General features: G+C 73.2%; 9 protein-coding genes. 3 read left to right on the top strand and 6 right to left on the bottom strand.

What is annotated here, in order from left to right:
- Window positions 1-18 precede the first annotated feature (18 nt).
- On the bottom strand, window positions 19-2,073 hold the full coding sequence (locus tag ACFWBD_RS08020) for a discoidin domain-containing protein (RefSeq protein WP_385664260.1): 2,055 nt from the start codon (window positions 2,071-2,073) through the stop codon (window positions 19-21).
- Window positions 2,074-2,392: 319 nt separating this feature from the next.
- Between ACFWBD_RS08020 and ACFWBD_RS08015 the strand changes: the two genes are divergently transcribed.
- Both ACFWBD_RS08015 and ACFWBD_RS08010 read left to right on the top strand, forming a co-directional pair.
- Window positions 2,393-4,393, top strand: a complete 2,001-nt coding sequence (locus tag ACFWBD_RS08015) for a flavin monoamine oxidase family protein (protein WP_385664257.1) — start codon at window positions 2,393-2,395, stop codon at window positions 4,391-4,393.
- Window positions 4,394-4,470: 77 nt separating this feature from the next.
- Window positions 4,471-5,412, top strand: a complete 942-nt coding sequence (locus tag ACFWBD_RS08010) for a DUF1731 domain-containing protein (RefSeq protein WP_385664254.1) — start codon at window positions 4,471-4,473, stop codon at window positions 5,410-5,412.
- 55 nt (window positions 5,413-5,467) lie between these two features.
- On the opposite strand, the gene ACFWBD_RS08005 is transcribed toward ACFWBD_RS08010, so the two are convergent.
- From ACFWBD_RS08005 to ACFWBD_RS07985, 5 genes are all read right to left on the bottom strand, one after another.
- Complete coding sequence (locus ACFWBD_RS08005) at window positions 5,468-6,181, bottom strand: alpha/beta fold hydrolase (protein WP_385664251.1); 714 nt, start codon at window positions 6,179-6,181, stop codon at window positions 5,468-5,470.
- 20 nt (window positions 6,182-6,201) lie between these two features.
- Window positions 6,202-7,170 carry an alpha/beta hydrolase gene (locus ACFWBD_RS08000; RefSeq protein WP_385664248.1) on the bottom strand — a complete coding sequence of 323 codons (969 nt, stop codon included), beginning with the start codon at window positions 7,168-7,170 and terminating at the stop codon, window positions 6,202-6,204.
- A gap of 211 nt (window positions 7,171-7,381) precedes the next feature.
- Window positions 7,382-8,392, bottom strand: a complete 1,011-nt coding sequence (locus ACFWBD_RS07995) for a helix-turn-helix transcriptional regulator (protein ID WP_385664245.1) — start codon at window positions 8,390-8,392, stop codon at window positions 7,382-7,384.
- A 93-nt stretch (window positions 8,393-8,485) separates the two neighbouring features.
- The gene (locus ACFWBD_RS07990; RefSeq protein ID WP_385664671.1) at window positions 8,486-11,203 is read right to left on the bottom strand and encodes a BTAD domain-containing putative transcriptional regulator; all 2,718 of its coding nucleotides are present in this window, start codon (window positions 11,201-11,203) and stop codon (window positions 8,486-8,488) included.
- Window positions 11,204-11,254: 51 nt separating this feature from the next.
- Window positions 11,255-14,158: a BTAD domain-containing putative transcriptional regulator gene (locus ACFWBD_RS07985; RefSeq protein WP_385664242.1), complete on the bottom strand. Its 2,904-nt coding sequence runs from the start codon at window positions 14,156-14,158 to the stop codon at window positions 11,255-11,257.
- 208 nt (window positions 14,159-14,366) lie between these two features.
- On the opposite strand from ACFWBD_RS07985, the gene ACFWBD_RS07980 reads away from it, so the two are divergent.
- Window positions 14,367-15,227, top strand: a complete 861-nt coding sequence (locus tag ACFWBD_RS07980; protein ID WP_385664239.1) for an alpha/beta fold hydrolase — start codon at window positions 14,367-14,369, stop codon at window positions 15,225-15,227.
- The last annotated feature ends 151 nt before the right edge of the window (window positions 15,228-15,378 follow it).

Here is a 15,378-nt window from a genome sequence, read left to right as displayed (position 1 = left end):
TCCCCCCGTGCCGGCCCGCTAGGCGCTGTGGACGCCCACTTCGTACAGCGAGTATCCCCAATCCGTGCCCCGGTCCAGGCCGTGCACCCGGACGTAGCGGGCGGGGGTGCCGGTGAACCTGGCCGTGTCCAGGCCGCCGTCGCCGGAGGTGGTGGACCAGGCGGTCGTCCAGGCGGTGCCGTCGGTGGAGAGTTCCACACGGTACGACTTCCCGTACGCGCGCTCCCAGTCGAGGGTGACGCGGGAGACCAGGTTGGTGGAGCCCAGGTCGGCCTGCCACCACTGGTCGTCGCTCCAGTCACTGGCCCAGCGGCTGGCGTCGTCGCCGTCCACGGCCCGGCCGGGCTGGTAGCTGGTGAACGGGTTGGACTCGGAGGAACTGGCCGTCGCGGTACGGCCCTTGGCGAGGTTCACCGAGGCCTGGTGCTGCTCGGTCGAGCCCCAGGTGCCGAGGTAGGACTCGGCACCCCGGAAGAGGTCGTCCACCACGTCCTGGCCCGCGACGAGCCGGATGTCCTCGATCCAGTCGGGGATCAGGCCCACGTCGGCGCCGCCGTCGGTGTTGTAGTCGAAGGTGCGGGTGCCGACGGTCTGCCTGTCGATGACGGAGCCGCCGTCGACGCTCTTGAAGGGGTACGTGACCTTGTTCGCGGCGTCGGCTCCGCGCGGGGCGGGGTGGTCGCCGATGCCGTTGAAGTCGGTGCCGTAGCCGTAGCCGACGTCGTACTTGTCACGCAGCGCGTCGGTGCGCGCGGCTTCCGCGCCGAAGGCCTCGGAGCCGTGCATGTACTGGGCGACGAAGCCGCCGAGGGAGTAGACCCGCTCGGTCCAGTCGATGTCCATCCAGCTGTGCGAGGACAGCACGCCGGGGTAGTTCGCGGCCTCGAAGATGTCGAGCGCCTGTCCGGTGGCCTTGACGCTCATGTGGTCGATCTCGAGCATCATCTTGCGCTTCATCATGCCGCGCACCGCGTACTCGCCCAGGGCGGTGAGCCCGCGGGTGTTGCACTGGGCGTCCTCGTCGTACGAGGGGACCACCGTGCCCGCCGGCAGGTCCGCCTCCGCCTCGGAGGCGGCGGTGCCGATGGGGTTGTCGGCTTGCGGTCCGGTGCACTTCCCGGTCTGCCAGAAGGTGCCGGTGGACAGGAACTGGCCGACGTTGATGGCCGTGCCGAGGCCGCCCTCGTCGAAGCGGACGCCGCACAGCGCGTTGTCGAACTTGTGGCACAGGAACATGCTGCGCACGCCCAGCGCGTACAGCTCGTCCAGCCCCTTGTCCACGTCGGCCTGGCTGCACTGCGCGATGTCGAGGATCTGCTTGCAGCCGAACGGCTCGGAGGTCTCGACGCCCAGGACGACCGCCAGCTTGCCCTGCTTGACGACCTCACGCGCCTGTGCGCTGTCGAGGACGATCCGGAACCAGCCCTTGCCGGTGCCGCCGTACATCTTGTCGATGTAGGCCTGGAGGTCGTACGTCAGCTTCGCCTGGAGGCGGATCGACGTCATCTCGTCACAACTGCGGTCCTTGAACGGGTAGATGGAACAGATCATGCCGTTGGTGACGAGGTCGTTGACGAGCACCCGCTGTCCGCCGCGCCAGGCCCGCTCGACCCAGGCGTAGTAGTTCGCCTGATGGGTCATCGAGTCGTAGGCCGGCCAGTCCTTGAAGGTCGGCCAGCCGACCGGGTCGTGCTTGCCGTCACCGCCGTGGGTGATGTAGTCGAAGAGCGCGAGCGTGCCGTCGGGGTAGTGCTCGGGACAGTCCTTGAGCGCGTCGGCGACCCCGGCTTCGGAGAACACCTTGCCGCAGATGAGCCGCCCGCCGAAGGCCTCGTCGGAGAACAGGTGGTTGTGCGCGTCGACGAACCCGCGCACATCGCCCGCCGAGTCGGTGCCGGTGAACGGCTCGCCGGTCACATTGACCCGGGAGTCGGGGGTCGGCCTGGCCGTCGGTGTCCACCAGTCCGCACCGGCCGCCGAGCTCGGCGTGGGGCCGAGGACCGTGGCGAGCACGAGGAGGAGCAGTGAGACGACGGTGACATCTCGGCGTCTGCGGTACGGGCGTCCGGTCATGGTCACAGCCCACGTCCCTCGGTCGGCGGGAAGGCGCGGTCGACGAGGGCTTTTCGACTGCCCATGAGATTGTCATGACCGACGCAAGATAGTGCGACGAGGATCGCGACAGATCCCCTACCGAGTCAAGAGTCCGGGACGCTTGACCTGATACGCGGGGTCCGCGACGGCCCGGCGAGCGGCGCAAACTTCCCCCGCCCGCCTTTCAGTTGCGTCGGAAGCACCGCGGGAGCACTTCCCCGGTGGTGCGCCTACACGTTCAGGTGATGATCCACAGGAGCGCGCCTCCGTACCCGCGTCCTGCCCCTATCCAGGACACATGGACAATTCTTCCGCTTCTGTCGACCCCGTTCGGCTCTCCCGCCGACGGTTCACGGCGGCCACCGCGGCGACCGCGGCGACCGCCGCCGCACTCACGGTCGCCGCACCGGCCGCGGCCCTCCCCCAGCAGCCCGTCTGTCCGCCGAAGTCGACCGCGGACCGGGCCACTTGCCTCATCGTCGCAAGAGCGCTCCTGGTGGTGGACGAGCACGACCGGCCGCTCGTGCCCCGGTACGAGAAGGTCCTCACCGGCGGACTGCCCCGCGCCAGGACCGGGACCGGGAAGAAGGTCCTCGTGATCGGCGCCGGGCCCGCCGGGCTGGTGGCCGCCTGGCTGCTGAAGCGGGCCGGGCACCACGTCACGCTCGTGGAGGCCAACGGCAACCGGGTCGGCGGCCGCATCAAGACGTTCCGTACCGGCGGACACGAGCACGCGGCGCAGGCCTTCGCCGACGCGAAGCAGTACGCGGAGGCGGGCGCCATGCGGATCCCCGGCAGCCATCCGCTGGTGATGAACCTGATCCGTCAACTGGGCATCGAGAAACGCCGGTTCCACCTCGTGGACGTCGACGCGGACGGCAAGCCCGTCAACAACGCCTGGCTGCACGTCAACGGCGTGCGGGTGCGCCGCTCCGCGTACGCCAAGTCGCCGCGCAAGGTCAACCGGTCCTTCGGGGTGCCCCGGAAGTACTGGGACACCCCGTCCGCGACCATCCTGCGGGAGGCCCTGGACCCGGTGCGCGACGAGTTCAGCACCCGGGGCGCCGACGGCAAACGGGTGGACAAGCCGCTGCCGGAGCGGGTGCAGGGCTGGGCGCGGGTGGTGCAGCGGTTCGGGGACTGGTCGATGTACCGGTTCCTGACCGAGGAGGCGGGCCTGGACGAGCGGACCGTCGACCTGGTCGGCACGCTGGAGAACCTCACCTCCCGGCTGCCGCTGTCCTTCATCCACAGCTTCATCAGCGCCTCGCTCATCAGCCCGGACACCGAGTTCTGGGAGCTGGTCGGCGGTACGGCGACGCTCCCGGACGCCCTGCTGAAGGAGGTCTCCGACGTCATCCGGCTCGACCGGCGCGCGACGCACATCGAGTACTGGGCGCCGGACCGGCAGGGCAACGACAACACCTCGCACGTACGGGCCGACGGGCCGCACGTGTGGATCGACACCGTCTCCGAGGGGCGCGACGGCAAGGTGACGCGCGAGCAGTTCACCGCCGACCTCGCGATCGTCACGGTGCCGTTCTCGGGGCTGCGCCAGGTGCAGATCAGCCCGCTGATGTCGTACAAGAAGCGGCGCTCCGTCGCGGAGCTGCACTACGACAGCGCGACCAAGGTACTGCTGGAGTTCAGCCGCCGTTGGTGGGAGTTCGACGAGGCGGACTGGAAGCGGGAACTCGACGCCGTGCGGCCGGGGCTGTACGAGGACTACCGGTCGGGCAGGGCACCGGCCGACGGGAGTCTGCTCGGCGGGCATCCGTCCGTGCCGCCCGGGCACATCAGCGCGGGGCAGCGCGTGCACTACGCCGCCCACCGGTGGGCCGGCCGTGACCAGCCCGAGGCGGCGCACATCGTCGGCGGGGGCTCGGTCTCCGACAACTCCAACCGGTTCATGATCAACCCGTCCCACCCGGTCGCCGGCAGCGCGGGCGGTGTCGTCCTCGCCTCCTACAGCTGGGCCGACGACGCCTCCCGCTGGGACTCCCTGGACGACGACGCGCGCTATCCGCACGCCCTGCGCGGGCTCCAGCAGGTCTACGGCCAGCGCGTCGAGGTCTTCTACACGGGGGCGGGCCGCACCCAGAGCTGGCTGCGCGACCCGTACGCCTACGGGGAGGCGTCCGTTCTGCTCCCCGGTCAGCACACGGAGTTGCTGAGCGCCATCCGCTCCGCCGAGGGACCGCTGCTCTTCGCGGGCGACCACACCTCGGTCAAGCCGTCGTGGATCGAGGGCGCGCTGGAGTCGGGGGTCCGGGCCGCCCTGGAGGCACACGGGGCGTAAGGACACCGCGGAAGGAAGTTTTGAACGCGTTCAAAACAGTAGTAGGGTCCTCTTCGGACAAGAAGGGGGCCCTCCTCATGAAGATCGTGCTACCCGGCGGGACCGGGCAGGTGGGAACCGTGCTGCGCCGCGCGCTGACCGCGGCCGGACACGAGGTCGCGGTGCTGAGCAGACGGCCCGCGGGCCCCGGCGAGATCCTGTGGGACGGGCGCGGCCTCGGGCCCTGGGCCGAGGTGATCGACGGCAGCGACGTCGTGGTCAACCTGGCCGGCCGCAGCGTCAGCTGCCGCTACACACCGGACAACCTCCGGGCGATGATGGACTCACGGGTGGACTCGGCCCGGGTCGTCGGCCAGGCGATCACCGCCGCCGCGCGACCCCCGCGGGTATGGCTCCAGATGAGCACCGCCACCGTCTACGCCCACCGGTTCGACGCCCCCAACGACGAGGCCACCGGCATGATCGGCGGAGCCGAACCCGGCGTCCCGGACTACTGGGGCTACAGCGTGGACATCGCGACCGCCTGGGAGCGGGAGCAGGAGACGGCCGACACCCCGCACACCCGCAAGGTGGCGCTGCGGACCGCGATGGTGATGAGCCCGGACCGGGGCGGGGTGTTCGACGTCCTGTCGCGGCTCGCCCGGCTCGGCCTCGGCGGCCCGGTCGCGGGCGGCCGTCAGTACGTGTCCTGGATCCACGACGAGGACTTCGTCCGCGCGGTCGAGTTCCTCGTCGGACGGGACGACCTCGACGGTCCGGTGAACCTGGCCGCCCCGGCCCCGCTCCCCCACCGCGCCTTCATGCGCGCGCTGCGCGGCGCGTGGCGGGTCCCGGTGGGCCTGCCCGCGACGAAGTGGATGGCGGAACTCGGCGCCTTCGCCCTGCGCTCGGACACCGAGCTGCTGTTCAAGAGCCGGCGGGTCGTCCCCGGCCGGCTGCTCGACGCGGGCTTCGCCTTCGGCCACCCGGACTGGCCGGAGGCCGCCGCCGACCTCGCACGACGGGTTCGAGGCCGCTGACGGGCCGCGCGGACGCGCACAGGGGTCACGTCCGCGCGGCTGTTCTCGGCGGGCGTCAGCTCGTCGCGCGGACCGCTTCGAGGATCAGGTCCGCGACCGCCTTCGGCTGCGACACCGCGACGGCGTGCGAGGCGCCGTCGAGCTCGACGATCGTCGCCCCGGCCCGCTTGGCGCCGAAGCGCTCGACCTCGGGGTTGATGGCCTCGTCCGCACCGGCGATCAGCGCCCAGGACGGCTTGGTCTGCCAGGCGGCCGCGGCGGCGGTCTCCTCGAACGCGGCGGCGGCCAGCGGGCGCTGGGACGCCGCCAGGATCTTGGTGACGCCCCCGGGCAGGTCGGCGGCGAACACCGACGGGAAGGCGTCCTCGGCGATGGTGACCTCGACGGCCGGGTCGCCGCCCGGAACCGGGTACGTCCACTGCTTGAGGTTGCTGACCAGCGTGGAGAGCGGGAAGCGGCCCTGGAGCTCGCCGAGGCTCTCGCCCTCCGCCAGGGCGTAGGCGGCGACGTAGACGAGGCCGACGACGTTCTCCGTGGTGCCGGCCACCGTGATGAGGGCGCCGCCGTAGGAGTGACCGACGAGGATCACGGGCCCGTCGATCTGAGCGGCGAAGGAGGCGACGTACGCGGCGTCGGAGGCGAGGCCGCGCAGCGGGTTCGGCGGGGCGACCACGGGAACGCCTTGGCCCTGGAGTTCGGCGATGACGCCGGACCAGCTGGCGGCGTCCGCGAACGCTCCGTGGACCAGGACGACGGTGGGGGTAGTCATTGCGGTATGTCTCCTGAAGGTCAGACGTGCAGAGCGTCGCGCAGGGTGCCGACGGCGAGCGTGATGGCGGCTTCGGCGGCGTAGGTCGGGCGCAGCGCGTTCAGCATCACGAAGTCGTGGATGACGCCCTGGAAACGCACTGCGGTGACCGGGACACCGGCCGCGCGCAGCTTGTTCGCGTACGCCTCGCCCTCGTCGCGCAGCACGTCGGCCTCGCCGGTGATGACCAGGGCCGGGGGCAGGTCCTTGAGCTGCTCGGTGGTGGCGCGCAGCGGGGACGCGGTGATCTGGGCGCGCTCGGCCTCGTCGGTCGTGTACTGGTCCCAGAACCACTGCATGCCGTCGCGGCGCAGGAAGTAGCCCTCGGCGAACTGGTGGTAGGAACCGGTGTCGAAGCTCGCGTCGGTGACCGGGTAGAAGAGCACCTGCTGGACCAGCGGGACGCCGCCGCGCTCCTTGGCCATCAGGGTGAGGGCGGCGGTCATGTTGCCGCCGACGGAGTCACCGGCGACGGCGATGCGCGTGGCGTCGAGGCCCTTGGACGCGCCCTCCTCGACGATCCACCGGGCGACCGCGAAGTTCTGCTCGATGGCGACCGGGTAGCGAGCCTCGGGCGAGAGGTCGTACTCGGGGAAGACGACCGCGGCCTCGGCGCCGACGGCGAGTTCGCGCACCAGCCGGTCGTGGGTGTGGGCGTTGCCGAACACCCAGCCCGCGCCGTGGATGTAGAGGATCACCGGCAGGGTGCCCTCGGCGCCGGCCGGCTTGACGATCCGGGCGCGGACACTCCCCGTGGGACCGCCGGAGACGGTGATCCACTCCTCGTCGACCGCGGGCTTGTGGATCTCACCCGACTGGACCTCGTCGACGGCCTTGCGCCCCTCAGCCGGCGGCAGGTCGAAGAGGTACGGCGGGTTGGCGGTCGCCTCGGCGAACGCCGCAGCCTCGGGTTCGAGCACCGGCGTGACCGGCTCGACGACGTCGGACATGGCATCTCCTGCTGTATTCGATGTGCGTTGTCTTGCCCCGTCACGCTAAATCCGCCGAGCGGGCGGAATTTGTCCACCCGCGCACCGACGCTGTGCTCACAGTGCACAGAAGCCGGTTGAGTGGTGGGCACGGAATTCCTCCGGCCACGAAGAGAGATTCGAGAATACGGTTCTGCTCCTCATGGTGAACAGGCCGGGATTCCGCCCGCATTCAGCGCTGACCGCTCCGCGCGGCACGCCCCGCGGTGTCCCGCCATTCGCGCGGGGACATGCCGTAGGCCGACCGGAAGACCCGGCTGAAGTGCGTGGCGCTCAGGAAACCCCACCGGGCGGCCACGGCCGCGATGGTCCGGCCGCCGCGGCCGTACCGCATCAGGTCGCGTCGGCACTCCTCCAGACGGCGGCGCAGAATCCACCGGCCCACGGTGGTGCCCTCGTCCTTGAACAGCTTGTGCAGATAGCGCACGGAGATGTGGTGGGCACGCGCGATGACCTCCGGAGACAGGTTCGGGTCCGTCAGCTGCAGTTCGACGTACTCCAGGACACGCCCCAGCACCGGGGAGCGCGCACCGGAGGTGCCCGGTGCCCCGGGGGTATCGCGTGCCCCGGACGTATCGACTGTCCCGGGCGTATCGCGTGTTCCGGGTACCGCTGTGCCCAACTGCTCGGCGGCGAGGGTCGCCAGCAGGTTCACCGCGTTCCAGGCGAGCATCTCGCCGACCGGCGGGCGCGCCTCGGCCGTGGCGCGGGCCAGGTCGGACAGCAGCGGCGACAGCAGGGTGCCGAGCCGGGAGGCGCGGGCGACCGGCCTGCGCGCGATCCGCCGCACGTCGGAGTCCACCAGGCCGAGCAGGTCGGCCGGGACGAGGAACGTCGTCGCCCTGAACGGCTCGCGGAAGTCGAGCGCCGGCGCGCGGTGGACGTCGTAGAAGCAGACGTCCCCGGGCGCCAGACGCAGGCCGAGGCCATCGAGCGGCTCCTGGGCGGCAGGGGCGGGGGCAGGGACGGCGGTGTCGGGCCGAGCGGCGCTCCGCAGGCCGACGAAGAGGTACTCGCCGCCGTCACGGGCGAGCAGCCGGTACGCGGGGTGCGGCGCCGCCTCGCCCGGCAGCCTGGCCGGCGTCTCCTCGCCGGTCGTGATCTCGACGCCCAGGCGGGTCCGGCACACGGGCGGGTCGAGAACACGGGAGCTGTCACAGGTACTGCTGCTGGTAGTGGGCATCTTCCGCCGTAGCCTCCGAGGACCGTCCATCACGTCGTCCGGACCGTAATTCGGCGGATGTGCAAAAAGAGTGACAACGAAGTGACAGCGCCTTCATGGGCCGTGCGGGCGGTCCTCCGCCGCGGCGCGTTCCGTGGCGAAGACCCGCAGCAGGTCGTGGAGGGTGTAGTGACCCGGCGCGGGTTCGGCGAGCAGGTGGGCGTCGGCGAGCACGCCGAGCAGCATCCTCGCCCGGCGTACCGGCAGCCCGGCGAGGACGGCGGCCCCGGCCGCGGTGATGTCGGGTCCTTCGTGCCGGGGCAGGAGCCGGAGCAGTCGTGCGCCGTCCGGCGTCAGGAGCCGGTAGGACCCCAGGAAGGCCTCGCGGATGGCGACGAGGGCGTCGAGACTGCCGTGCGCCTCGCGCAGTCCTGCGGCCACCGCGGCGAGCGGGAAGTCCCGTCGGATGACGGCACGCGCGGCGACGGTGGCCAGCGCCAGGGGCAACCGGCCGCACCGGGCGACGATCTCGTCGGCGGCCCGGGGTTCGGCGGCCGCCCGCTCGGCACCGATCCGCCCGGCCAGCAACGCGTACGCGTCCTCGGCGGACGGCGGCGCGAGGCGGAGCGGCCGTGCTCCCGAGGCGACCAGTCCGGGCAGGGTGTGACGGCTGGTGACCAGTGCCAGACAGCCCGGCCCGGTGGGCAGCAGCGGGCTCAGCTGTCCGGTACCGGCGGCGTCGTCGAGGACCACGAGGACGCGCCGACGTGCGAGAAGGGTGCGGTACATGCCGGTCAGGGCATCCACCCCGTCCGGCATGCGGGGCGCGGGCACGCCGAGCGCCGCGAGCATCCCGCGCAGCGCGTCGGCCGGCTCCACACTGGGCCGGACCGGATCGGAGCCACGCAGCGCGACGTACAACTGCCCGTCCGGGAAGCGGTCGGTGGCCCGGTGCGCCCAGTGCAGCGCGAGGGTGCTCTTGCCTATCCCGGCCATCCCGCCCACCAGCACGACCCCCGCCGCCGAGCCGGCCGCCCTCTCCAGCCCGTCCAGCTCGACGGCCCGCCCCACAAAGGAGGGAAGAGCCGGCGGCAGCTGAGCGGGCCGCACAGACCCCACGACACCCCGGCCGGCGGGGGCGTCGGCCGGGCGGCCGAGCCCGCCCGCCTCGCCGGGAGCGGCAGGCCCGGGGGCAGCAACAGCCCCGTGGTCGGCGGCACTGGGGCTGACGAACCCCGGATCGACCGACCGCAGGACGGTGAGGCCCTGGACGGCGGAGCCCCGCACGAACGAGCCCTGCACGGCGGAGCCCCGCACGAAGGAGCCCTGCGCGAAGGAGCCCCGCACGGCGGAGCCCTGCACGGTGAGGCTGGGGTCGGCGACAGCCTCGGAAGCGCCCGCCTCGGCTGCGGCGAACCCCGGACCCACAGCCCCCGAACCGGGCGGCCGGGAAGCGGCGCCCCTCGAACCGGTCGACCCGCAGGCGGCGCTTCCCACAGCGGCGGCACTTCCGCCGAACGCCTCCGGGCCGGGAACCCCGATGTCGGCGGGTCCCGGGGCGGAGGGCTCGGTCGGGGCCGGGGTGGTGGCGGCCGGGGTGGTGGTGGCCCGGGTCACGGCGGCCCGGGTCGTGGCGGCCCGGGTCGTGGCGGCCGGGGTCGTGGCGGCCGGGGTCACGACGGCCCGGGTCACGGCGGCCCGAGCCGTGGCGGCCGGGGTCGTGGCGGCCGGGGTCACGGCGGCCGGGGTCACGGCGGCCGGGGCGGTGGCGGCGGCCCGGGTCGTGGCGGCCGGGGTCGTGGCGGCCCGGGTCACGGCGGCCCGGGTCACGGCGGCCGAGGTCGTGGCGGCCCGGGTCATGGCGGCCGGGGTCGTGGCGGCCCGGGTCACGGCGGCCCGGGTCACGGCGGCCCGGGTCACGGCGGCCGGGATCGTGGCGGCCCGGGTCACGGCGGCCGGGGTCGTGGCGGCCCGGGTCACGGCGGCCGGGGTGGTGGTGGTCCTCGTGGTCTCGCTCGGTCGGGCGAGGTGTACGACCGGCCCGCTCTTCAGCCGGTGTCCGACGTCCTGGCGCAGTACGCGCGTGTGGGCCGCCGCCAGTTCGGTTCCAGGGGTGAGGCCCAGTTCGCGGGTGAGGCGTCGGCGGACGTCCTCGTACGCCCCCAGCGCCTCCGCCTGGAGTCCGCAGGCGGCCAGGACCAGCATCAGCCTGGCGTGCAGCGGCTCGTCGAAAGGGTCGTGCGCGGTGGCCCGGCGCAGGGCGGGCAGCGCCTGCTCGGCGTGGCCGCACAGCAGCGCCGCGTCGGCCGCCAGCCGGGCCGTCTCGAGGAGTTCCCGTTGCACGGCCGTGAACTGGACGTGCTCGCGCGCGGACGCCGGGATCCCCATCGCCACCGGCCCACGCCACTCCCCCAGCGCCAGGACGAACTGCCGGGCCGCCGTCTCGGGCCGTCCGGTGGCCGCCGCCCGCTTGCCCTGCCGGGTCAGCTCACGGAAACGCAGCAGGTCGACCTCGTCGGTCGCCGCCTCCAGGAGGTAGCCGCCGGTCCGGCGCAGCAGACGCCGGCCCGGAGCGCGGGGCGGCAACCCCGGTTCGAGCAGCCGCCGCAACGCGCCGGCGTAGCGCCGCACCACGTTCAGCGCGCTGGCGGGCGGCCGCTCGGCCCACAGCACGTCGACGGCCTCGCTCGTCGGCACGGGCCGGCCCGCGTGCGTCAGGAGCAGAGCGAGCAGGGCGCGTTGCTGGGGGAAACCGGGATCGAGCTCCCCTGCCTCCCGTTCCTCCCCTTCCTCCCGCCACACCCGTACCGGCCCCAGCACTTCGAAGCGCATCACTTCGCCCAAGGGTGCCGTCCGGCGGCGTGTTCGAGCCGGAGCCGGATGTCAGACGGCACCGGCGTGACCGTCCTGTGCGTTCAGCAGTGCCTCGACCCGCTCGGCGTCGGGGTGGTTCAGGCCCCTGAGGAGGACGAGAGCCTCCTCCCAGGCGGTACGGGCGCCCTCGTGGTCGCCGGTGGCCAGGTGGGTGTCGCCGACCCTGACGAGGATGTCGGCCTCGACGTAGGGCACGCCCAGGTCGCGCAGCAGGGCGAGGGCGTTGCGGTAGCCGAGGAGCGCGTGCGGGTGGCGGCCGAGGTGGTGGTGGGCGTAGGCGATGCTGTCCCAGGTGGCGGCCTGGCCGTAGCGGTCGCCGAGTTGCTGGAGCATGGTGAGCGCCTCGAAGCAGTGCGTCAGGGCCTGCCGGTGGTCCCCAAGCAGAGCGTGGTACCAGCCGACCGAGTTCAGCACGCTGGCCTGCGCGGCACGGTCGCCGAGCGTACGGAACAGGCCGAGGGCGAACTGGTTGTGCCGCAGGGCGCCGGGCAGGTCGCCCTGCTGGTCGCACTCCCAGCCGAGACTGCGGTGGGTGTGGGCGCGGCCCGTGTCGTCGCCCAGCCCGGTGAAGAGCTCCAGGGCCCGCTCCAGTCGGGGAACGGACCGGGCGTGCAGACCGAGCCGGCCCTCCACGCGGGCCAGTCCGCGCAGGCCGCGGGCCTCCAGCGCGGGGTCGGCGAGCCGGCGGGCGGCGTCGAGCGCGGTGCGCTGCACGGCGAGCCCGTCGTGCCAGTGACCGCGCCGGTCGAAGAAGGGCTCCAGGGACCAGGCCAGTTGGCAGGCGATACGTTCCTGCGCGGGCTGCCCCGACACGGCGGCCGTCTCGACGACGGCGAGCAGCACCGCGTGTTCGGCGGTGAGCCAGGCCAGGGCGCGGTCGTCGTCGGCGAGGGGTTCGGGGTGGACGCCCTCGGGCGCGGGCGGTGGGGGCAGCGGGTCGGCGTTGGGGGCCAGCAGCCGGTCGGCGGCGTGGGCGGTGTGCAGGTAGTGGTGGTTCAGCCGGTTCAGAGCCGCCCGGCGGTCGGCCTCGGTGTCGCACTCCTGGACGAGTTCGCCGGCGTGGGCGCGGAGAAGGTCATGGAAGGCGTAGCGGCCGGGGCTGTGTTCGGTGACGAGATGCAGACCGGTCAGCTCGCCCAGCGGCGGCCGGGCCCGGCGTACGGGCAGGCCCGCCAGAGCGGCCGCGGCCGGCAGGGAGAGGTCGGGGCCGGGGTGCAGCGCGAGCAACCGGAACAGTCGGGCGGCCTCGGCCGAGACCGCGCGCGAGGACCAGGAGAAGACCGTGCCGACGTCCACGGAGGCGTCGGAGCGGGCGAAGGCGTCGAGGCTGCCGTGGGCCTCGCGCAGTTCGGCGGCGACGGCGGTGAGCGGAAAGTGGGGGTGACCGGCGGCGCGGGCGGCGACGCAGGCGAGGGCGAGGGGCAGTCCGGCGCACAGCTCGCTGATCTCGTCGGCCGCCCGCGGCTCGGCCGCGACCCGCTCCGCGCCCAGTCGGCGGACCAGGAAGGCCCGCGCCCGGACGGCGTCGAACGGGCGCAGGACCAGGGAGTGGGCGCCGTGGGCTGCGACGAGCCCCGGCAGTTCGTCGCGACTGGTGACGATGGTGAGGCAGCCGGGCGAGCCGGGCAGCAGCGGCCGCACCTGCTCGGTGTCACGCGCGTTGTCCAGCACGACCAGGACCCGACGCCCGTCGAGCACACTGCGGTAGAGGGCGGCCTGGGCGTCCACCCCGTGCGGGACGCGTTCCGGCGGCACCCCGAGCGCGGCGAGGAATCCCCGGACGGCCTCCCCCGGGTCCAGGACGGCGCCGGACGGATCGAAGCCGCGCAGGTTGACGTAGAGCTGTCCGTCGGGGAACCGGTCGGCGATCCGGTGGGCCCAGTGCACCGCGAGCGTGGTCTTGCCGACGCCCGCCATACCGCCGATGGCACTGATCACCACGGCCCCGGGCCGCGACCCGTCCGCACCGGACAGCGCGAACGCCTCGTCGAGCTCGACGTCTCGGCCGGTGAACGCCGTTATGTCGTGCGGAAGTTGGGCGGGCACTGGAAGGGGGGACGGAGGAGCCGGCGCAGGTGCGGCGGAACCGTCCGGCCACGGCCCCTCGGACACGCCGCTCGACGCACCGGACGACCCGGCCTCCGCCCCCCGCACCCCGTGCAGCACAGCGTCGCGCGCGCCGCGCAGTTCCGCTCCGGGGTCGATCCCGAGTTCCTCGGCCAGCCGCGCCCGTACGGCCTCGTAGGCGGCCAGCGCCTCCGAGCGGTGTCCGGCCGCCGCCAGCGCGAGGAGCAGTCCCGCCTGGAGGGGTTCGTCCAACGGGTGCCGCGCCGCGGCCTGTCGCAGCTCGGGCAGGACCGCGTCCGGCCTCCCGGCGCGCAGCGCGGCGTCCGCCGCCTGCCGCACGGCGGCCGGCCGCTCACGCTCCACGGCGTCGAAGGCCGGATGCGCACGGGCCTGTGCGGGAAGGCCGACGGCGAGCGGCCCGCGCCACAGCGACAGCGCCTCGGTGAGGAGTTCGAGCGCCTGCGCGGGTGACCGGTCCGCGATCCGGCGCCCCTCCTCGCGCAGCGCGCGAAACCTCAGCAGGTCCGAGGAGTCACCGTCGGTCACCAGCCGGTATCCACCGGCGTCCCGCACCAGCCAGCGCCCCTCCGCACGGGCGGCGAGGCCGGGCTCCAGCAGCCGGCGCAGCGAACCCACATGGCGCCGGACGACATTGACCGCGCTGCGCGGCGGATCCGCTCCCCACAGGACGTCGACGATCTCGCCCACGGCGACCGGCCGCCCCGCTCCGACCAGCAGCAGGGCCAGGAAGGCACGTTCCTGCGGTCCTCCGAGCTCCAGTTCCGCGTCCCCCCGAAACACCCGGACGGCCCCCAGGACCGCGAACCGCACCGGCTCCAGCGGCACGCCATCCCCTCCCTCCGGTCTTCCTCCCCCGGCTTCGACTGTACGACAGCAGGGAGGTTACCCAGCGTTACGCCTGGCGCGTTCCGGCTGTCCAGAGACGGCGGTCACCGGGGAAACCTAGTTGAGTTAGGTCACAACCTAGGAATACTAGGAACCTGGTCGAGGGCACGAGGGCCCTCACCGTACGGACCACCGACTGGAGCAAGCCATGAACCCGTCCCGGACCGGCACCCTGGCAGTGCCCGGCGCCACCCTGCACTACGAGACACTCGGCAGCGGACCGGTCCTGCTGCTCATCCCCGGCGGCGCCGGGGACGCCGGACTGTACGCGGGCATGGCACCGGAGCTGGCCTCCCGTCACACGGTCGTCTCGTACGACCCGCGGGGTCTGTCCCGCAGCCCGCTCGACGGCCCGGCGGACGCTCCCCGCGCCGACGAACGGGTGTCGGTCTGGAGCGACGACGCCCACCGACTGCTGGAGTTGCTCTCCCCCGACGAGGAGGCGGTCGTGTTCGGTTGCAGTTCCGGCGCCGTCGTCGCGGTGGATCTGCTCGCCCGGCACCCGGATCGGCTGCGCCGGGTGGTCGCGCACGAACCACCGCTGCTGGGGCTTCTGGAGGATCCCGCCCCGCATCGAGCGCTGTTCGCCGAGGTACGCGAGATCTTCCACGCCGAGGGCGCCGACGCCGCCATGACCCGGTTCAGTGAGGGACTGGCGGAGGGATCAGGCCGGCAGGCGCCCGCGCAGCCGACGGAACTGCCGCCCGAGATCCGGGAGATGGCCGTCCGGATGCACGTCAACCTGCCCGTCTTCCTGGGCCGCGTCCTCTGTCCGTTCTCCTCGGCCGTGCCCGACCTCGCCGCGCTCCGGCCCGTGGCCCACAAGCTGGTGCCGGCCGCCGGGCGCGACTCCCGGCGCCAACTCCCGTTGTACGGACCGGCCTTGCGCCTCGCGGAGCTGCTGGGATCCACACTCGTCGAGTTCCCGGGCGGCCACCTCGGCGCCGTCGAGTCCCCGAAGGAGTTCGCCGACCGGCTGCTGACCGTCCTGGACCGACCGGCCCGGTGACGGCGCGCCGGCCCGCACCGGGCCGGCGGACAGACACTCGGGGTGGGCGGGGGGCGGGCCCCCGCGCCCCCGCCCACGAACCACGAAAACCAAAAAAAAAAGACCAAGAACGACGGGGAAAAGAAAACCGATATGGCGCCGTAGGAAAAGT

The sequence above is a fragment of the Streptomyces sp. NPDC060002 genome (assembly GCF_042737245.1).
GTDB lineage: Bacteria > Actinomycetota > Actinomycetes > Streptomycetales > Streptomycetaceae > Streptomyces.
Note: the sequence above shows the minus strand (reverse complement) of the source record. Positions and strands in the feature narration are given on the sequence as shown.

Excerpts from the sequence above, each read along its gene's own strand:
- ACFWBD_RS08020 (WP_385664260.1), bottom strand. The coding sequence starts at position 2,073 with ATGACCGGACGCCCGTACCGCAGACGCCGAGATGTCACCGTCGTCTCA.
- ACFWBD_RS08015 (WP_385664257.1), top strand. The coding sequence starts at position 2,393 with ATGGACAATTCTTCCGCTTCTGTCGACCCCGTTCGGCTCTCCCGCCGA.
- ACFWBD_RS08010 (WP_385664254.1), top strand. The coding sequence starts at position 4,471 with ATGAAGATCGTGCTACCCGGCGGGACCGGGCAGGTGGGAACCGTGCTG.
- ACFWBD_RS08005 (WP_385664251.1), bottom strand. The coding sequence starts at position 6,181 with ATGACTACCCCCACCGTCGTCCTGGTCCACGGAGCGTTCGCGGACGCC.
- ACFWBD_RS08000 (WP_385664248.1), bottom strand. The coding sequence starts at position 7,170 with ATGTCCGACGTCGTCGAGCCGGTCACGCCGGTGCTCGAACCCGAGGCT.
- ACFWBD_RS07995 (WP_385664245.1), bottom strand. The coding sequence starts at position 8,392 with ATGCCCACTACCAGCAGCAGTACCTGTGACAGCTCCCGTGTTCTCGAC.
- ACFWBD_RS07990 (WP_385664671.1), bottom strand. The coding sequence starts at position 11,203 with ATGCGCTTCGAAGTGCTGGGGCCGGTACGGGTGTGGCGGGAGGAAGGG.
- ACFWBD_RS07980 (WP_385664239.1), top strand. The coding sequence starts at position 14,367 with ATGAACCCGTCCCGGACCGGCACCCTGGCAGTGCCCGGCGCCACCCTG.